Source organism: Chloroflexota bacterium, from assembly GCA_016235055.1.
In the GTDB taxonomy this organism is placed as follows: Bacteria; Chloroflexota; Anaerolineae; order JACRMK01; family JACRMK01; genus JACRMK01.
In genome coordinates this window covers 1-18,752 of record JACRMK010000034.1, presented here as the reverse complement: position 1 = coordinate 18,752, position 18,752 = coordinate 1, and the positions used below count along the sequence as shown (strand labels likewise).

Annotated in this window: 14 protein-coding genes; 8 read left to right on the top strand and 6 right to left on the bottom strand. The window is 66.2% G+C overall.

All coding sequences use genetic code 11. The features are described 5' to 3' along the window. The 6 genes from HZB53_08470 to HZB53_08445 form a co-directional block, all read right to left on the bottom strand. Window positions 1-1,562 (bottom strand): hypothetical protein (locus tag HZB53_08470; GenBank protein ID MBI5877669.1); only part of this gene is annotated, 1,562 nt, incomplete at its 3' end. A 608-nt stretch (window positions 1,563-2,170) separates the two neighbouring features. Next, complete coding sequence (locus HZB53_08465) at window positions 2,171-2,782, bottom strand: GNAT family N-acetyltransferase (GenBank protein MBI5877668.1); 612 nt, start codon at window positions 2,780-2,782, stop codon at window positions 2,171-2,173. A gap of 7 nt (window positions 2,783-2,789) precedes the next feature. Beyond that, on the bottom strand, window positions 2,790-3,215 hold the full coding sequence (locus tag HZB53_08460) for a vitamin K epoxide reductase family protein (GenBank protein ID MBI5877667.1): 426 nt from the start codon (window positions 3,213-3,215) through the stop codon (window positions 2,790-2,792). Between the two features lie 110 nt (window positions 3,216-3,325). Further along, complete coding sequence (locus HZB53_08455) at window positions 3,326-3,730, bottom strand: thioredoxin domain-containing protein (protein MBI5877666.1); 405 nt, start codon at window positions 3,728-3,730, stop codon at window positions 3,326-3,328. Window positions 3,731-3,766: 36 nt separating this feature from the next. Further along, a complete protein-coding gene (locus HZB53_08450; protein ID MBI5877665.1) occupies window positions 3,767-4,012 on the bottom strand; it encodes a hypothetical protein in 246 nt (81 codons plus the stop codon). 64 nt (window positions 4,013-4,076) lie between these two features. After that, window positions 4,077-4,559 (bottom strand): CBS domain-containing protein, encoded by a 483-nt coding sequence (locus tag HZB53_08445; GenBank protein MBI5877664.1) that lies wholly within the window; start codon window positions 4,557-4,559, stop codon window positions 4,077-4,079. A gap of 299 nt (window positions 4,560-4,858) precedes the next feature. Between HZB53_08445 and HZB53_08440 the strand changes: the two genes are divergently transcribed. The 8 genes from HZB53_08440 (at window position 4,859) to HZB53_08405 (ending at window position 18,557) form a co-directional block, all read left to right on the top strand. Further along, window positions 4,859-5,335, top strand: a complete 477-nt coding sequence (locus HZB53_08440) for a universal stress protein (GenBank protein ID MBI5877663.1) — start codon at window positions 4,859-4,861, stop codon at window positions 5,333-5,335. Then, window positions 5,335-5,829, top strand: coding sequence for a universal stress protein (locus HZB53_08435; protein MBI5877662.1), 495 nt, complete (start codon window positions 5,335-5,337; stop codon window positions 5,827-5,829). Before HZB53_08440 ends, HZB53_08435 begins: the two co-directional genes overlap by 1 nt. Before the next feature lie 31 nt (window positions 5,830-5,860). Then, window positions 5,861-6,340 (top strand): universal stress protein, encoded by a 480-nt coding sequence (locus tag HZB53_08430; GenBank protein ID MBI5877661.1) that lies wholly within the window; start codon window positions 5,861-5,863, stop codon window positions 6,338-6,340. Window positions 6,341-6,359: 19 nt separating this feature from the next. Then, on the top strand, window positions 6,360-7,664 hold the full coding sequence (locus HZB53_08425) for an acetyl-CoA hydrolase/transferase family protein (GenBank protein ID MBI5877660.1): 1,305 nt from the start codon (window positions 6,360-6,362) through the stop codon (window positions 7,662-7,664). 110 nt (window positions 7,665-7,774) lie between these two features. After that, window positions 7,775-11,368, top strand: a complete 3,594-nt coding sequence (gene nifJ, locus HZB53_08420; GenBank protein ID MBI5877659.1) for a pyruvate:ferredoxin (flavodoxin) oxidoreductase — start codon at window positions 7,775-7,777, stop codon at window positions 11,366-11,368. Then, window positions 11,361-12,374, top strand: a complete 1,014-nt coding sequence (locus HZB53_08415) for a dihydroorotate dehydrogenase-like protein (GenBank protein ID MBI5877658.1) — start codon at window positions 11,361-11,363, stop codon at window positions 12,372-12,374. Before nifJ ends, HZB53_08415 begins: the two co-directional genes overlap by 8 nt. 234 nt (window positions 12,375-12,608) lie before the next feature. Next, window positions 12,609-16,007: a diguanylate cyclase gene (locus HZB53_08410; GenBank protein MBI5877657.1), complete on the top strand. Its 3,399-nt coding sequence runs from the start codon at window positions 12,609-12,611 to the stop codon at window positions 16,005-16,007. Between the two features lie 195 nt (window positions 16,008-16,202). Beyond that, entirely contained in the window at window positions 16,203-18,557 is a 2,355-nt protein-coding gene (locus tag HZB53_08405) for a cation-translocating P-type ATPase (GenBank protein ID MBI5877656.1), read from the top strand. Window positions 18,558-18,752: the final 195 nt, after the last annotated feature.

Genomic DNA, 18,752 nt, shown 5'->3' with positions numbered 1-18,752 from the left:
GGGATTGCCGTCGCCGTCGGGGGTACCATCGTCGCAGTCGCCGTCGGCGGGATTGCCGTCGCCGTAGCTGTGGCCGTCGGCGGGATTGCCGTCGCGGTGGCGGTCGGCGGGATTGCCGTCGCCGTAGCTGTGGCCGTCGGCGGCACCATCGTCGCGGTGGCGGTCGGCAGATCAGTCGGTGTCGCGGTCGGTGGCACCATCGTCGCAGTCGGTGTCGCGGTCGGCAGATCAGTCGGCGTCGCGGTCGGCGGCACCATCGTCGCCGTCGCGGTTGGCGGGATCGGCGTCGCGGTCGCTGTCGCCGTCGGCGGCACCATCGTCGCAGTCGGTGTCGCGGTCGGCAGATCAGTCGGCGTCGCTGTCGGCGGCACCATCGTCGCGGTGGCGGTCGGCGGAACCGGCGTCGCCGTCGGCGGCACCATCGTCGCAGTCGCTGTCGCGGTCGGTGGAATCGGCGTCGCCGTCGCTGTGGCCGTCGGCGGGAGAGGCGTCGCTGTCGCCGTCGGCGGGATCGGCGTCGCGGTGGCCGTGGCCGTCGGCGGCACCATCGTCGCGGTCGGCGGAATCGGCGTCGCCGTCGGCGGCACGGCCGTCGCGGTGGCGGTCGGCGTGGCGGATCTGCGCGGAGTAGCAGTTGCCGTCGGCGTCGCGGTTGGCGCGCCACCCGGCGCGCTGATCAGATACGCGCTGTTCGCCACGTTCCAGTGCGTTGCGACGTAAGTGCCGGCAACCGGATTCGTGCTGTAGTAGTCGTCATGATTGCAGTCGAAGTGCAACTGGCCGTCGTTCGCGCAGGTCTGCGTGACCGGCGTCCCGTTCGTCGGCCGGCACATCAGGTCGTTCTGGTCGGTGCAGTGCCAGTCGATCGACGAGTGCGGCGCCGTCAACTGCACGCCGCCGAGTGTGTGCATCAGTTCGTGCGCGGCGACGGTCGTCGACCAGCACTGCGCGTCGGCGCGAGCGTAATGCGGACCCTGGTTGTTCAGGTTCGTCTGCGCCGCGCTGTCGTCGAACTGGATGTCGCTAATGCCGCAGGTCACGTTGGCGTCGGTGAAGACGAGGTACTTGCGGTCGGTGCGGTTGTAGCCCTGGGCCTGCAGTTCGCTTACCAGGTTGTTGAAGTTGTCGGCGCCGGTGGCGGAGAGCACCACATTGGCGACCGTCGGGTAGCACGACGGATCGGTGACGAAGCGAACATGGCGGTCACTGCCGGTTTCGAGGGCGCTGCGGGAGAAGAGTTGGTCGGTATCCTGCGCCCAGTACTTGAAGGAATTAAGATATTCGGCGTAGCGGTCCGCCACCGTCGACGGCCGCGCGTAGACGACCTGCACGCGATTGCCGCTCACGCCGTCGCCGTTGCACACGGCCGGCTGCGCCGTCTGCGTCACCGGGCTTACGGCCGAGACGACCGGCCCCAGCACGAAGGCCACTGAAGCGCCGTTGCTCGCGATCGACAGGTCCTCGTGGACCCGCAATGGCTGGCTCGCCGGCCGCGCCACAGCCAGAACCAGGGCGGCGGTCGCGATCACGAAGAGCGCTGTAAACGTAATTGTGCGTTTCATAGGAGTGGCCTTGGTATCCAATGCATCAGCTTGAACACTTACCAGTGTATGCATTTCGCCACTCCGAACCATAGGACTACGGTCACAAAAGAGCCTTAAAACCGTAGTACTTTGGTCACCCATCGCGCATTAAGCACGCGCGCCCGCCGCCATGCCGCGCGCAATCGCACAGGTGCACACATTGACGCGCATCGCGGCGCATGCGGCGGCCGCAACTCACGCAAGTTGCTGAAGTGCGCGAGTCCGGCGCGCGTTGAGCGGGCGTTAAGAAACGGGCCTGCGCACGATGCAGGCCCGTCTTATGCTGTTTTGTGATGAGTATGTCCCCAAGTGATTGTTGGTTGTGTCAGCACTATATAGCGATCGCCGCCCTCCCCCCCGGCCCCGCGCGCGGGGCAGAAGGGGCCAGGGGATGAGGGGGCGCCAACCGCACTTGCCCCCAGCTATGGGGACATGCTCAAACTGAAACAGTATTACGAGGTTGAACACGGGGGACAGACAAATACGAAAGCGCCGCATGTGCGGCGCCTTATTCACCCATGGTACCGAAGTACCGGCTTGGTTATGCAGCGGTGCAGGTTGGGCGGTCGTAACCTTATAGAGTGGCGTCACCGCTCCAGCGAACCGGGCGCGGCCGCCGGGTTGTCCAGCACCGCGACGACCTGCAACCACGGCGGATCGCTCTGCGGATTGCGTCCGATGGTCATGCCCAGGCTGCGCATGACGCCCTGCGACGCCTGATTGGCGTGCTCGGTCGTCGCAATGATACGCCGCACCCGCAGCACCCTGAAGGCGTGATCCACCAGCGCCCGGGCGGCCTCGCTGGCGTAGCCGTTGCGCCAGTGCGCCGGATCAATCGCCCAGAACAGCCCGAACTCGGCTGTGGTGCAACCACTGGGCCCGGCGCGCCCGTCGCGCAACTCGGGAATCTGGTCGTATAAGTCCAGGCACGGCGCGTAGCCCGTTACGCCAACCACCACCCCGCTCGCTTTCAGCACCACCGCGCGGTCGCCGTACGGCGGCTGGTGCATGCGCGGCAGCCACTCCTGCGCCAGCATCGACCATGCCAACCACGACTTGCGCTCGGCGACGGCCGCCGGGTCGCTCGCCCGCGCCTGCTCGCCGAACGACGCGCACAAGATGCGGTGCACGTCCAGCAGATCGCCCGACACAAACGGGCGGATGATCAGGCGCGGCGTCTCCAGCACAGCCGAGTGCACGCCGCGCCTAGCCCGACTGCCATTCGCGCAACTCGACGAATGACAGGACTGTGATGATCGTGATAATGATCGCCGATAAGACGCACCACGGGCAGATCTGTTCCAGGACGGCGACTTCGATATAGGTCAGGTACAGCGAGAAGGCGAAACCGATCACGGCGACGAAGAACAGCGCGAGCCGCGTGTATTCCTCGACCCACCCGCGCGCGACGGCGACGCACAGCGCAAAGAACGTGATGTAGGTCAAGCCGCCCAGCAGGGCGACCGGAATGCCCAACAACTCGGCGTAGCTGCTCGCATTGACCTTTTCACACTCGCCAAGACCAAAACAGACCGCTTTACCGATGATCGCCCAGTGCACCATCAACAAATAGATCGAAATGCCCAGCCCGACGACCGAGAGTGCGATGATCGTCATAATCTTGCGGTTCATGGATGGTTGCTCCTGCCCGACAGAGTGATGACACAAACACACCTCACAGGCCACGGGGGGACCTGTGAGGTGTTGCTCCGCTGACCGCCGGCGGCGTTGATGCCCCGGCGTTAGCGCGCGAGCGAATCCACCAGCGAGGGCAACTGCGCTCCGCCAATGTCATATTTTTTGCCATTGACGAAGAACGATGGGGTCGACGTGACGCCGCGCCGCTGGCCTTCGGCCGTGTCCTGCCGGACGATGCCGTCGTTGCGGTTGCTGTCCACGCACGCCCCGAAGGCGGCCGTGTCCAGGCCGGGCACGTCGGCGGCCCACTTCTTCATATTGGCCGCCGAAAACTGTCCCTTGTTCTCGCCGGACTGTCGTTTGAAGACCAGTCCTGCATACTCCCAGAACTTGTTCTGGTCCGCCGCGCACTCCGACGCATTGGCCGCCACAAACGACTCGCCGCCGATGAACGCAAAGTGGCGGTAGATGATCTGTACCTTGCCCTTGTCCTGATAGTTCGCAGCCATCTGATGCAACACGGCATCAGTTTGAGCGCAGTACGGTCACTGGAAGTCGGAGAAGATCTCCACCTTCACGGAGGCGGTTTCGTTGCCCCACTTGCGCCCCTGCGCCACAGCGACCGGCGAGGCCGGCGCCTGCGATGCGATGACCTGCAGGGTCACCAGGCCGCCGACGAACACGATGGCGATCACCGCCACCAGAATGATCAGCGTATTGTTATTGCTGCCGCCGCCGCCGGCCGAGCGGGCGGCCTGCGCGCGCTTGCGGCGCTCCGATGATTTGGACATACTGCTCCCCAAACGTGGATTTACACTGGGCCTTATTGTAGCATATCTCGCGCGCCCGGGCCGGCTAAACCGCCGACACGTGCGCGATGCCCTCGGCCTGCTCCTGCATGATCTTGTCGCCCGCCTGCGCCATCTTCGCCTCGTACACCAGCGCCTTGAAGATGTCCGACTCGGTGATCACGCCGACGAGCTTGCCGTCTTCCATCACCGGCAGGCCGCCGATCTTGTGCTTGAGCATCAGGTCGGCCGCCTCGTACAACTCCGCGTCGGGGCCGATCGTGAGTGGATCCTTCGTCATAATCTTGTCCACCGTCAGCCGCGAGAGCAGATAGTTGAGCTCGTAGATGCTCAGCGACGAGGCGTCCGACGCGTTGGCCTCGCGCACGTCGCCCAGTGTCAGAATACCGACCAGCCGCTCATGGTCGACCACGGGCACGCGGCGGATCTTCTTCGACTTCATCAGCTCGTGCGTTTCGGGCAGACTCGTCTTCGGAGATACCGTGATCACGTTCTTGCTCATCCAGTTGCGCACCAGCAGCTTAGCCATAAGCGGCCTCCTTCGTCAGATTGCGGGAGCGGCAGCGGCGCTTATCCGCCCTGCCAGAATCTACTATGCGACAGAAGCGAAACCGCTTGAAGGTGCGAATGTCCCGCAAATCAAGGGACTTTCGACAAGTGTAATTCGTTTGGAAGACTGCCATACTCCCCGTAGAGTCAGGCAGAGCACGCGCACGCCCCGATAACGTCGCAACTTCACGTGGGGGGCGCCGCCGGCATGCTGACGCCGACGATTCACCCGCGCTCCCACCGACCGGTGGGAGTCTTCTTAGGAAAGACGAGGTCGCCATGTACTCGAAGATCCTGGTTCCACTGGACGGCTCTGAACTTTCGGAAGCCGTGCTGGCGCACGTGCGCACGATCGCCAGGTGCATGAACGCCGAAGTGCTGCTGGTGCGTGTGCCGGTTGTTCTGCCGTACGATTACAACATTATCGACCCGGAGTTGATCAGTTCGCTGGAAGCCAACGCCAAGTCCGAGATCCAGGCGTACCTGGAGAAGCAGGTCGCGCTGTTGCAGGCCGAGGGCATCAACGCCCGCATGTTCGTCGGCGAAGGGCTGGTGGCCGACACGTTGCTGCAGCTCGCCGATAGCGAGCGCTGCGACCTGATCTGCATGTCGACGCACGGCCGCTCCGGCTTTGCGCGCCTGCTGATGGGCAGTGTAGCCGACAAGGTGGTGCACGGCGCCAAAATCCCGGTGCTGCTGATCCGGCCGCTGGCGCACATGGACGCCCCCCCGGCCGCGCCGGCGGGAGCCCCGTAATGTTCCATAAGATCCTCGTGCCGCTCGACGGCTCGCAGCTCGCCGAGTCGATTCTGCCGCACGTATCCACGCTGGCGTTGTGCGGCAAGGCCGAGGTCGTCTTGCTGCGCGTGCATGTACGGCCGGTGAACACCTACGGCATGCTGGACGCGGGCGACCTGCCGCTGACGCCTGAGGACGAGCAGGCCGACCGCCGCAAGGCGCTGGACTACCTGAAGACGGTGGCGCAGTCGCTCATCGCCGCCGGCGTGCCAGCGCGCCCGCTGGTCTGCGACGGCACGGTGGCCGAGGCGATCCTGCAGATCGCCGACGCCGAAGGCGCCGATCTGATCGCCATGTCCACGCACGGGCGCTCGGGCATCGCGCGCTGGCTGATTGGCAGCGACGCCAACAAAGTCATGCACGGCGCGCGGGTGCCGGTGCTGCTGATCCGGCCGGTGCACCCGCTGTCGTCGCCCGTTCAGGCCGACGAGTCCGAAGCGGTCGGCATCTGACGGCGCCAGCGCCGCGATAGGAGTTACACCTATGTACAAGAAGATTCTGGTTCCGCTCGACGGCTCGGCGCTGGCCGAGGCCGTGCTGTTGCACGTCAAAGCGCTGGCGCAGCCGGAGACGGAGGTTGCCCTGCTGCGCGTGGCGCTGTATCCGACGTACGACTACGTGTTCAGCAGCCCGGCCGTGGCCGCCACGCTGACGGAAGAGATCGAGAACGAGAGCGAGAAATACTTGCGCGAGATGTCGGCGCTGCTGCAGGCGCAGGGACTGAAGACCTCCATCGCCGTGACCGGCGGCCCGGTGGCCGATGCGATCCTCGACTATGCCGACGCCATCGGCGCGGACCTGATCGCCATGTCCACCCATGGCCGGTCCGGCGTGGCGCGCTGGCTGATCGGGTCGGTGGCCGATCGGGTCGTGCGCGGCTCGCCGATGCCGGTGCTGCTGATCCGGCCAGTCGCCGAGCCGGCGAGCGAAGCGCATGCCGCGGAAGCCAGCCATGCTGCGTGATCCGCTCGCCAGGACACACATGCTGCGCGACGGCCTCGAAGAGCTTTACCGGCGCAAGGTCACGACGACGACCGATGCCGCGCGCTGCATCGTCTCCGACTCGCGGGTCTACCTGGGCGGCAGCGCATGCGTGCCGCGCGTGCTGGAGCGCGCCATGATCGAGCGCGCCGCCGAGTTGCGCAACGTCGAGGTCATGCACGTGCTGGCGCTGGCCGGCGGCCAGTACCTGGAACCGCAGTACGCGCAGTCGTTCCGGCACCGGGCGCTCTTCCTCGGTGAAAACGCGCGGCAGGCGGTGCGCGAGGGCCGCGCCGACTACACGCCGATCTTCCTGGGCGAAATCGCGGGACTGTTCCGCGACGGCAGCCTGCCGATCGACGTCGCCATGATCCTGGTGTCGCCGCCGGACGAGCACGGCTACTGCTCGCTGGGGCCGGAAGTCGGCGCCACCAAGTCGGCCACGCTGGCGGCCGCCCGCATCATCGCCGAAGTCAACCCGCAGGTGCCGCGCGTCTACGGCGATACCTTCATCCACGTCAGCAAGCTGGACGCCATTGTCGAGACCGACTACCCGCTGGCCACCCTGCCGCGGGCGCAGTTCACCGAGACCTTCCTTAAGATAGGCGCGCACGTCGCCGACCTGATCCCCGACGGTGCGACGATCCAGACCGGCATCGGCGCGATCCCCGATGCGGTACTGTTCCACCTGAAGGGCAAGCAGCATCTCGGCATCCACAGCGAGTTGTTCAGCGACGGCATCATCAGCCTGATCGAAAGCGGCGTCATCACCGGCGAGCGCAAGACGATTCACCCCGGCAAGGTGGTGGCGGGCATGGCGATCGGCTCGGCGGTGCTGTACGACTTCATCCGCGACAACGCGCTGATCGAGATGCACCCCAACGATTACGTCAACGATCCGTTCATCATCGCGCAGCACGACAACATGGTAGCGATCAACAGCGCCATCGAGATCGACCTGACGGGCCAGGTCTGCGCCGACTCGATCGGCACCCAGTTTTACAGTGGGATCGGCGGGCAGGTGGACTTCGTGCGCGGCGCGGCGCGCTCGAAGGGCGGCAAGCCGATCATCGCGATGCAGTCGACGGCGCGCAGCGACACGCTGTCGCGCATTGTGACGCAGTTGAAGCCCGGCGCGGGGGTGGTCACCTCGCGCGGAGACGTGCACTACGTGGTGACGGAGTACGGCGTCGCCTACCTGCACGGCAAGAGCATCCGGGAACGCGCGCGCGCACTGATTCGTATCGCGCACCCGGCCTTTCGCGACGAGCTCGAGCGCTACGCGCGCGAGCAACATTGGAACTAACAACTAGCGACTAGCAGCTAGCAACTAGCGACTAGCAGCTAGCAACTAACGACTAGCAGCCAGCAACTAACGACTAGCAGCTAGCGACTAGCAACTCGCATGGAGTCATGATGATCCAAACGTACGTCACGCTGGATGGCAATGAAGCGGTCGCGCGCGTAGCGCATGCCGTCAACGAAGTCATCGCGATCTACCCGATCACGCCGTCGTCGTCGATGGGCGAATGGGCGGATCAATGGTCGGCTGAGAACCGCGCCAATCTGTGGGGCACGGTGCCGCGCGTCGTCGAGCTGCAGAGCGAAGGCGGCGCGGCGGGCGCCGTGCACGGCGCGCTGCAGGCCGGCGCGCTGACGACCACCTTCACGGCATCGCAGGGCTTGCTGCTGATGATCCCGAACATGTACAAGATCGCGGGCGAGCTGACCAGCATGGTCATCCACGTGGCGGCGCGCGCGCTCGCCACCAGCACGCTCTCCATCTTCGGCGACCACAGCGACGTGATGGCCGCGCGCGGCACCGGCTTCGTCATGCTGGTGTCGAACTCCGTGCAGGAAGCGCAGGACTTTGCGCTGATCGCGCAGATGAGCACGCTCGAAGGGCGCGTGCCGGTCATGCACTTCTTTGACGGCTTCCGCACCTCCGCCGAGGTCATGAAGATCGAACTGCTGGAATACGCGCAGATCCGCGCGCTGATCGACGACCGGCTGGTGCAGGCGCACCGCGCCCGCGCGCTGTCGCCGGAGCACCCGTTCATCCGCGGCACGGCGTCGAACCCGGACGCCTATTTCCAGATGCGCGAGGCGGTCAACCCGTACTACCGCGCGACGCCGACCATCATGCAGAACGCGATGGACCGGTTCGCCGCCGTCACCGGCCGCCAGTACCGCCTGTTCGAGTATAGCGGCGCGCCAAACGCCGAGCGGGTGATCGTCGTCATGGGCTCCGGCGCGGAGACGGTGCAGGAGACCGTGCAGCAGTTGACGGCGCAGGGCGAACGGATCGGCCTGCTGAAGGTGCGCCTCTTCCGGCCGTTCGACACGGCGGCGCTGTGCGCCGCCCTGCCCGCCACCACCAAGTCGATCGCGGTGCTGGACCGCGTCAAGGAACCGGGCAGCGCCGGCGAGCCGCTCTACCTCGACGTCGTCGCGGCGCTGAACGAATCGTGGGAGCGGGGCATCCAGCCGCGCGTGATCGGCGGGCGCTTCGGCCTGGCCAGCAAAGAGTTCACGCCGGCCATGGTCAAGGCAGTCTATGACCATCTGTCGAAGCCGAAGCCCAAGAACCATTTCACCATCGGCATCAACGACGACCTGACCTTCACGAGCCTGGACTACGACCCGGAGTTCTCGACCGAGGATCCGCAGACGGTGCGGGCGGTGTTCTTCGGGCTGGGCGCGGATGGCACGGTCGGCGCCAACAAGAACTCCATCAAGATCATCGGCGAGGATACCGACAACTACGCCCAGGGCTTCTTTGTGTACGACTCGAAGAAGTCCGGCTCGATGACGATTTCGCACTTGCGCTTCGGCCCGCGCCCGATCCACTCGACCTACCTGATCAGCCAGGCCAATTTCCTGGCCTGTCACCAGTTCTCATTTCTCGAGCGCTTTGAGATGCTGCACATGGCCGCGCCGGGCGCCGTTTTCCTGCTGAACAGCCCGTACGGTCCCGACGATGTCTGGGCGCACCTGCCGCGCTCGGTGCAGCAGGCGATCATCGCCAAGCATCTCAAGTTCTACGTCATCGACGGCAACGCCGTCGCACGCGAGACCGGCATGGGCGGCCGCATCAACACGATCCTGCAGACCTGCTTCTTCGCCATCAGCGGCATCCTGCCGCGCGATGCGGCCATCGCGCAGATCAAGCACGCCATCGAGAAGACGTACGGCAAGCGCGGCGAGCTCATTGTCGAGCGCAACTATGCCGCCGTGGATGCGGCGATTGCGCGGCTGTATGAAGTGAAGGTGCCCGCCGCGGCGGACAGCACATTCGACCTGCGCCCGGCCGTGCCGGCCGCCGCGCCGGAGTTCGTGCAGAGGGTGACGGCGCCGATGATTGCGGCCCGGGGCGACGAGTTGCCTGTCAGCGCGCTGCCGGCCGACGGCACCTTTCCCAGCGGCACGACCCAGTGGGAAAAGCGCAACATCGCGCAGGAGATTCCCGTCTGGGACGATTCGATCTGTATCCAGTGCGGCAAGTGTGTGCTGGTCTGCCCGCACGCCGTCATTCGCGCCAAAGTCTACGACAAGGCACAGCTTGCCGGCGCGCCGGCGACATTCATGTCGTCGCCCGCGCGCTGGAAGGAGTTCGAGGGCCAGGTTTACAGCCTGCAGGTGGCGCCGGAAGACTGCACCGGCTGCGGTCTCTGCGTCGAGATCTGCCCGGTCAAGAACAAGAGCGAGGTGCGGCTGAAGGCGATCAACATGCAGCCGCAACTGCCGATCCGCGACGCGGAGAGCGAGAACTGGGAGTTCTTCCTGAAGCTCCCGGAGATGGACCGCAGCAAGCTCAGCTTTGGGCAGGTCAAGGACGTGCAGCTGCTGGAGCCGCTGTTCGAGTTCTCCCTGGCGTGCGCCGGTTGCGGCGAGACGCCATACATCAAGCTGCTGACGCAACTGTTTGGAGACCGCTTGTACGTCGCCAACGCGACCGGCTGCTCGTCGATCTACGGCGGCAACCTGCCGACCACGCCGTGGACGCTCAACAAGGCCGGCCGCGGCCCGGCCTGGGCCAACTCGCTGTTCGAGGATAACGCCGAGTTCGGGCTTGGCATGCGCCTGGCGCTCAACAAGCAGACCGAATACGCCGGCGAAATGGTCAAGCGCCTCGCCGGCGCGCTCGGCGGCGAGACGGCGACCGCACTGCTGGACACTGCACAGCACGACGACGCCGAGATCGCCGCGCAGCGCAGCCGCGTGTCGGACCTGAAAACTAAATTGGACTCGCTGCTGAAGTCGGGCAGCCTGTCGCCGGAACTGGCGCGCGACGCGCGCGAACTGGCGACCGTCGCCGACGCGCTCGTGCGGACGTCGGTCTGGATCATCGGCGGCGACGGCTGGGCATACGATATTGGCTACGGCGGCCTGGATCATGTGCTGGCCTCCGGCAACAACGTCAAGGTGATGGTGCTGGACACCGAGGTCTACTCCAACACGGGCGGACAGATGTCGAAGGCGACACCGATGGGCGCGGTCGCCAAGTTTGCGGCGGGCGGCAAGCCGCGCGCCAAGAAAGACCTGGCGATGCTGGCGATGACGTACGGCAACATCTACGTCGCGCGCATCGCCATGGGCGGCAACGACGGGCACACGCTGCGCGTCCTGCGCGAAGCCGAAGCGTACGACGGCCCGGCGTTGATCATCGCGTACAGCCACTGCATCGCGCACGGCTACGACATGGTGCACGGCATGGAGCAGCAGAAGAACGCCGTCCTGGCGGGCTACTGGCCGCTGTTCCGCTATAACCCGGACTTGCTGAAAGACGGCAAGAACCCGCTGCAGCTCGACTCCAAGGCGCCAAGCATCCCGCTCCAGAAATTCGCATATAATGAGACACGCTACACGATGCTGGCCCAGAGCAACCCTCCGGTGGCCAAGGCACTGTTGCAGGAAGCCCAGTCCGAAGTGTTGATGCGCTGGCACATGTATGAGAACTGGGCCGCGATGAAGTTCGACGCCAAGCCGAAGGAGGAGAAGCATGGTTGACCTGTCGACCACCTACATGGGGTTGAAGCTCAAGAACCCGCTCGTGGCGTCTCCGTCGCCCTTGATGGAGAATATCGACAATATCCGCAAGCTGGAAGACGCCGGCGCGGCGGCCGTGGTCCTGCACTCGCTGTTTGAGGAGCAGATCACGCTGATGAGCCACGATCTCGACCGCTTCCTCTCGCATGGCGTCGAAAGCACCGCCGAGGCCGAGCGCTACTTCCCGAACATGACCGACTACAACCTCGGCCCGGACGGGTATCTGAACCATTTGCGCCTCGCCAAGCAGGCCGTCAGCATTCCGGTGATCGGCAGCCTGAACGGCGTCTGGATGGGCGACTGGACCCGCTACGCGCGCAAGATCGAGCAGGCCGGCGCCGACGGGATCGAGTTGAACGTGTATTACATTCCGACCGACCCGGATCTGAGCGGTGGGCAGGTGGAGCAGGCGTATCTCGACCTGGTGAACGACGTCAAGTCGAGCATCCGCATTCCGGTCGCCGTCAAGCTCAGCCCGTTCTTCAGCTCGATGGCTAACATGGCGCGCCGGTTCGACACGGTCGGCGCCGACGCGCTGGTACTCTTCAATCGCTTCTACCAGCCCGACTTCGACCTGGAGACGCTCGAAGTCGTGCCCAACCTGACGCTCAGCAACTCCAGCGAACTGCGGCTGCGGCTGCGCTGGGTGGCGATCCTGTACGGGCACGTCCGCGCCGACATGGCGATCACCGGCGGCGTGCACACAGCCGACGACGTGCTCAAGGCGATGATGGCCGGCGCCAATATCGCCATGATGACCTCCGCGCTGCTCGACCTGGGCATCGAGCACGTTACCGGCGTGCTGAACAATCTGAGCCTGTGGATGGAGGAGCACGACTACCAGTCGATCCGGCAGATGCAGGGGAGCATGAGTCAGCGCTCCGTGGCGGAACCCGCGGCGTTCGAGCGCGCGAACTATATGAAGGTGCTCCGCTCGTACTCCGTGCGCATGATGGCTGGACGCTGACGCGCGCGACGGGACCGCCGCGCGGGCGCCGGTGAACTCCGCGCTGATCTGTGCTGAACTGTCAAGGGGGAGCGTCGTGCGCGCCACCGACAATGAAACCGTCTGTCCCATGCGGCCATCTCGCCTGGTTGCCGAACGCAAGCCGGCCGCGGCCCCGGGCGGTTTGCCTATATCGGGAACATCGTGACCCTTCGCGCGCGGACTCTTATAACCAGTAGCAGCCTGATCGCGGCCATGATCGCGCTGGTCTATCTTTCGGCCAGCCTGATCTTTCAGGGCGTCTCAGCCCAGAGCGAAGTCGAGTCGATGACGCACGACCTGGTGCGCCTGCGCACCGTGTGGGACGACGCGCTGGCGTCGCTCGACGACATCGCCAAGGACTGGGCCACCTGGGATGACGCCTACGCCTTCGTTGTCGATCGCAACACCACGTTCGAAGACGCCAACCTCCTCAACCAGACTTTTCAGAACCTGCGCGTCGATGTCATTGTGTTTTTCGACACGGCGGGCCAGCCGGTATTCAGCAAAGCCTATGACACGGACAACCAGCGCCCGATCGCCGTCCCCCCCGAGTTGCTGGCGGCGTTCGGACCGGGCAGTCCCCTGTTGCAGACGGGCGGGCGCGATAGCCGGCTGCTCGGCCCGCTGATCACCAGCGAGGCTCCACTGCTGATCTCGGCGCACCCGATCCTTAAAAGCACCGGCGCGGGCCCCAGCCGCGGCACCCTCGTCATGGCGCGCCATCTGGACAGCGCGCAAATCGAGCGGCTGGCGCGCGCCACCCAGTTGGCGATCGGCGTATACTCGGTGACGCAGCGCGATCCGCCCGCCGATGTGGCGGCGGCGCGCGTCACGCTCGACGACCGGACGCCCGAGCATATCGCGCCGCTCGATGCGCAGACCCAGGCCGGCTACCTGCTGCTGCCCGACATTCGCGGCCAACCGGCGTTCATCCTGCGCGCGACGACCCCGCGCAGCCTGCGCGCGCTCAGCGGCGAAGCGCTGAATTACTTCCTGCTCGCGCTGGCCCTGGTCGGCGCCGGCACCATCGGCATCCTGCTGTGGCAACTCGAATCGCGCGTCCTGCAGCCGCTGGCGCGCATCGGCGCCGCCGTGGGCCAGGTCAGCCGGGCCGCCGACTCCTCGGCGCGCGTGCCGGTCGTTGGCGACCCGCGTGACGAGATCGCGCAACTGGCTGTAAAATTCAACACCGCGCTGGCCGCGCTCGACCAGTCGCACCGCGCCCTGGCCGAAAGCGAAGCGCGTTACCGCCAACTGGCCGAAACGGTGCCGGATGTCGTCTATACGCTGGGGCTTTCCGAGCGCGGTGAACTGGTCATCGAAACGCTGAACCCGGCTTTCGAGCGAGTGACCGGCTTCCCGCGCGACGCATGGCTGGGCCGCTCGATTGCCGAACTGGTGCACCCCGACGACCTGCCGCGCGCGCTCAGCATGTTCGGCAGCGCGGACAACACGACGTACAACCTGCGCATCCACACGCGCGACGGCGGCTACCGCATCGGCTCATTCTCCAGCGCGACGCGCGTCAAGGACGGCGTGCCGATCGGCAGCATGGGCATCGGCCGCGACGTGACCGATCGCCTGCGGCTGGAAGCGATGTTCCAGGCGGTGGCTGTTGCCTCGGAGCGCTTCCTGCGCTCGGCGGAATGGCAACGAGAGATTAACACCGTGCTGAGCCGGCTGGGCATGGCCAGCGAGGTCAGCCGCATCGTCCTGTCCGAAAACGACCCGCAACTGGATGGCGAGGTCCTGACCAGTCCGCGCTACGAGTGGTGCGGCGCGGGCATAGCCCCGCAGATCGGCAACCCGGACCGGCAAACCCTGCCGATGCGGGCCGGCGGCCTCAAGCGCTGGGTGGAGGTGCTCGCGCGCGGCGAGCCGATCAGCGGTCAGGTGCGCGACTTTCCGGCGTCCGAGCAGGCGGTGCTGGAAGCGGAGCAGGCGCGCGCCATGGTCGTGATGCCGATCTTTGCCGGCGGCGCCTGGTGGGGATTCATCAGCTTTAGCGACGGCGCCGATCGGCGCGATTTCCAGGCGCTGGAACAGGAAGCGCTGCGCACCTTCGCCAGCGCGCTCGGTGCGGCCATCCACCGCAGCGCCATCGAGGAAGAACGCGCCCGCGACCGGCATTACCTGGCGCTGATCAATGAGGTCACACACGAGGCGCTGACACAGCCCGACGCGCGCGCGGTCGCACAATTGCTGGCTGACAAGCTGCACGAGTTTATCAGCAGCGACGGCTGCTACGTGACGCTCTGGGACGAGCTGCACCAGGTGCCCGTGCCAACGGCCAGCGCCGGGGGCATCGAAAACTACGCCCAGCTGCAGTCGAACTACGGCGAAATGTCGCTCACCGAGGCGGCGCTGCGCCACCGGGGCCCGCTCAACGTGCCCGATCTCGGCGGGTCGGGCTATGCCAGCGAGCGGCTCAAGCCGCTGTTCCCGTCGCGCTCGGTGCTCGCCCTGCCGCTGCTGGCCGGCAGCCAGTGGCTGGGCGCCGCGCTCATCGCGTTCAACACCACGCACGAGTTCAGTCGCGACGAGATCGACCTCGGCGAGCAAGTGGCCGAGCAGTTTTCGCTGATCCTGGCCCGCTTGCGTCTGCTCGCGGAATCCAACCGCCGCGCGGGGCAACTGAAGGCTCTGCACGAAACGGCGATGGACGTGAGCGCCTCGCGCGACGCCGTCGGCCTGCTGGAGAAGATCGTCCAGCGCGCGACCGCGCTACTCGACAGCGAGAGCGGCGGCCTGTACCTGGCCGACGCGGAGGCGCGGACGGTGCGCTGTGTGGTGAGTTACAACACCCAGGCCGATTATCGCGGCATCGTGCTGAAGTTCGGCGAGGGCGCGGCCGGCCAAGTCGCCGAAACCGCACAGCCGCTGATCATCGACGACTATTCCGAGTGGAGCGGCCGGGCGCGCACGTTCGAAAGTGACCGGCCGTTCGGGGCGGTGTTGAGCGTGCCACTGGCATGGCGCGGCCAGGTCACCGGCGTGGTGCACGTGCTGGGCCACGGCCGCCGCTACACCCCGGCCGACATCGAACTGCTTGGCCTGTTCGCCGAGCAGGCTTCGGTCGCGGTCGAGAACGCGCGGCTGTTCGGCGAGGTCGAGCGGCTGGCCATCACCGACGACCTCACCGGCGTCTACAACCGGCGACAACTGATGACGATCCTAGACCGGGAAGTCCTGCGCGCGCGGCGACTTTCGCATCCGCTGGCGCTGCTGATCGCGGACCTCGATCATTTCAAGAATGTGAATGACCAGCACGGGCATGCGGCCGGCGACCTGGCGCTGCGCGCCTTCTGCGAACGGCTGCGCGCCAAGATTCGCGGCATCGACACCCTGGCGCGCTACGGCGGCGAGGAGTTTGTGGTCGTGATGCCCGAAACACACGCCGCCGGCGCCCAGGTCACCGCCGAGCGCCTGCGGCAGGCGATTGCCGCCGAGCCATTTCAGGTCGGCACGACCGCGATCGCTCTCACGGCCAGCATCGGCGTCGCCGTGCTCTCCGCGGACGACAGTGGCGGCGATTCGATGCTGGCGCGCGCGGACTCTGCGCTATACGACGCCAAAGGCCACGGCCGCAACCGCGTCGTCATCGCCGCGTGACGCGCATTGCCGCGCCCTGCCGCTGCCACGGGTCCTGAGCCTGTCAAAGGGTCAGCGCCGCCTTCGACAGGCTCAACCGACGGCCTGCAACGCACACTGGATTCCACCGCCCCGGGCATTTGGCGTTAAAATACACCAGATGTTTGCTGTGTCGTCGCGCGTGCGCGGCGCATCTTTCGGCGCGAGTTGACCCGCATGAACTCCAGTGAAATCCATCTCCCCTACTCGGTAGCCAACCATCTCGAAGAAAAACGCTGCGTGGACCTGCTGCACAGCGCCCTGACCGGACAGCCGGGCGTCCAGTCGCTGGCGCTCAACATGCCGGCCGGCCAGTTGACGCTGCGCTTCGACCCGACGGTCATCTCGCTGACGCATATCCAGCAGATCGCGAAGTCGCTCGGCGTGGAACTCGGCGAGCGCTACGAAACTTGCCTGTGGCGGCTCAAGGGCATCCGCTGCGCCGACTGCTCGCTGCAAATTGACGAGGCGTTGCGCACAACGCCTGGCGTCACCCGCATCGTCGTCAGTCCGGCCGCCGAGTCGATCGGCGTCGAGTATGAGTCGCAGTCGACCAATGTGCAAGTACTGGAGGAGCAGTTTGCCAAGGCCGGCTACGAAGTGCGCACGCGGCCGCGCACGCGCGAGGAGCTCGCGGCGTCGCATGCCGAGGAAGCGGGCGAGCGCCGGCGCATGGCGATCCTGACCGGGCTCTGCCTCGCCTTCCTGCTGTCCGGGCTGGCGGCGGACCTGCTGCTGCACGCGCCGCCGATCGTGGTCATCGCGCTGTATGTCGTGTCCTATGCGACGGGCGGCATCTACGCGACCACGGGCGCCCTGCGCGAACTGCGCGGGGGCTCGGTCAACGTCGACCTGCTGATGATCGCGGCGGCGCTCGGCGCGGCGGCCGTCAACGCGTGGCCGGAAGGCGCCATCCTGCTCTTCTTGTTCTCGCTGTCGGGCACGCTCGAGAAGTACGTGCTCGGCTACACGCGACGCGCCATTGAGGCGCTGATGGACCTGACGCCATCGGAGGCGGTCGTCAAGCGCGACGGTATCGAGGCCAAAGTGCCGGTCGAGCAACTGCGCTTCGGCGACACGATCGTCGTGCGGCCCGGCGAGCGCATCGCCTCGGACGGCGTCATCACCGAGGGACGCACCAGCATCGACCAGTCGGCGATGACCGGCGAGTCGCTGCCGGTCGAAAAGACGATCGGCGACGGCGTGTTCGCCGCCACGCTCAATCAGCAGGGCGCGATCGAGGTGCGCGTGACGCGCGTGGCCGGCGAGACGACGCTGGCGCGCATCGTGCAGCTGGTGGAGGAGGCGCAGAGCGAGCGCGCCCAGGCGCAGCACGTGACCGAATGGTTCGGTGAGAAGTACACGCTGGGCGTGCTCGCTCTCTCGGCGGTGACATTCCTGGTCCCCTTGTTCCTCATGGGCCACTCGTTCGACGTAGCGTTCTACCGCGCCATGACCGTGCTGGTCGTGGCATCGCCGTGCGCGGTCGTCATCTCGATCCCGGCGGCGATCCTGTCGGCCATCACCAGTGCGGCGCGCGGCGGCGTGCTGCTCAAGGGCGGCGCGCACCTCGAAACGGCCGCCCGGCTGCGCGCGATTGCGTTCGACAAGACCGGCACGCTGACGATCGGCCGCCCCACCGTGACCGACGTCGTGAGCGACGACGAGCACGCGATGTTGAAGCTGGCCGGCTCGGCCGAATCGCTGTCGGAGCACCCGATCGCGAAGGCGATTACGGCGAAAGCGAAAGAGCACGGCATCGAGCTCTGGACGGCGCGCAATTTGCAGGCGCTGATCGGGCGCGGCGTGCGTGCCGAGGTGGACGCGCGCACCGCCCTGCTCGGCAAGGCGGAACTGTTTGCCGAGGTTGGCGTGGCCGTGCCGGAGGCGCTGAAGGCAAAAGGCGCCGAGCTACAGTCGCATGGCAAGACGGTCATCTTCGTCGGCGACACGACCCAGGTGCTGGGGTTGGTCGCGGTCGCCGATGTGCTGCGGCCCAGCGCCGCCGAGGCGATGCGCGAACTGCGCGCGATCGGCATCGAGCACACCATTATGCTGACCGGCGACAACCAGGCCGTGGCCGCGGCGATCGCCGGCGAGATCGGCATGGAGTACGAGGCCGAACTGATGCCGGAGGACAAACTAAACGCGGTCAAGCGCCTGCGCGAAAAGTACGGCACGGTCGCGATGGTCGGCGACGGCATCAACGACGCGCCGTCGCTGGCGGCCTCGTCGCTCGGCGTGTCGCTGGGCGGCAGCGGCACCGACGTGGCGCTGGAAACGGCCGACATGGTGCTGATGGGCGACGACCTGCGCCGCCTGCCGTACGTGGTGCGGCTGGCGCGCGAGGCCGACAACGTCATCCGCCAGAACCTGATCTTCGCGTTCGGCATGATGCTGTTTCTGCTGGCCACTGCCTATTTCGGCAGCCTGCGCCTGCCGATTGCCGTCTTCGGGCACGAAGGCAGCACGGTGCTGGTCATCCTGAACGGCATCCGCCTGCTGGCGTTCCCGCGCGAACGGAAGAGGTAGAGGGATCAGGGATCAGGTTTCAGGGATCGGGTTTCAGGGATCGGGCATCCGTAGGGGCGCGGTTTCCGCGCCCCATAAGCATCAAGCTAATAACGGTCGGTTAAGTTGCTTCAAGTTGCTCGAGTAGTTGGAAGGCGCTGGGTGAGGCACGCCGTTTGTTGACGCGTGCGCCGTTGGTCAGCGCCCGTTGTAGTT

What these genes read in the sequence shown, in the direction of transcription:
- HZB53_08430 (MBI5877661.1), top strand. Translation starts at nt 5,861, where the DNA reads ATGTACAAGAAGATTCTGGTTCCGCTCGACGGCTCGGCGCTGGCCGAG.
- HZB53_08405 (MBI5877656.1), top strand. Translation starts at nt 16,203, where the DNA reads ATGAACTCCAGTGAAATCCATCTCCCCTACTCGGTAGCCAACCATCTC.
- HZB53_08435 (MBI5877662.1), top strand. Translation starts at nt 5,335, where the DNA reads ATGTTCCATAAGATCCTCGTGCCGCTCGACGGCTCGCAGCTCGCCGAG.
- HZB53_08460 (MBI5877667.1), bottom strand. Translation starts at nt 3,215, where the DNA reads ATGAACCGCAAGATTATGACGATCATCGCACTCTCGGTCGTCGGGCTG.
- HZB53_08410 (MBI5877657.1), top strand. Translation starts at nt 12,609, where the DNA reads ATGATCGCGCTGGTCTATCTTTCGGCCAGCCTGATCTTTCAGGGCGTC.
- nifJ (MBI5877659.1), top strand. Translation starts at nt 7,775, where the DNA reads ATGATCCAAACGTACGTCACGCTGGATGGCAATGAAGCGGTCGCGCGC.
- HZB53_08425 (MBI5877660.1), top strand. Translation starts at nt 6,360, where the DNA reads ATGCTGCGCGACGGCCTCGAAGAGCTTTACCGGCGCAAGGTCACGACG.
- HZB53_08440 (MBI5877663.1), top strand. Translation starts at nt 4,859, where the DNA reads ATGTACTCGAAGATCCTGGTTCCACTGGACGGCTCTGAACTTTCGGAA.
- HZB53_08450 (MBI5877665.1), bottom strand. Translation starts at nt 4,012, where the DNA reads ATGTCCAAATCATCGGAGCGCCGCAAGCGCGCGCAGGCCGCCCGCTCG.
- HZB53_08415 (MBI5877658.1), top strand. Translation starts at nt 11,361, where the DNA reads ATGGTTGACCTGTCGACCACCTACATGGGGTTGAAGCTCAAGAACCCG.
- HZB53_08445 (MBI5877664.1), bottom strand. Translation starts at nt 4,559, where the DNA reads ATGGCTAAGCTGCTGGTGCGCAACTGGATGAGCAAGAACGTGATCACG.
- HZB53_08455 (MBI5877666.1), bottom strand. Translation starts at nt 3,730, where the DNA reads ATGGCTGCGAACTATCAGGACAAGGGCAAGGTACAGATCATCTACCGC.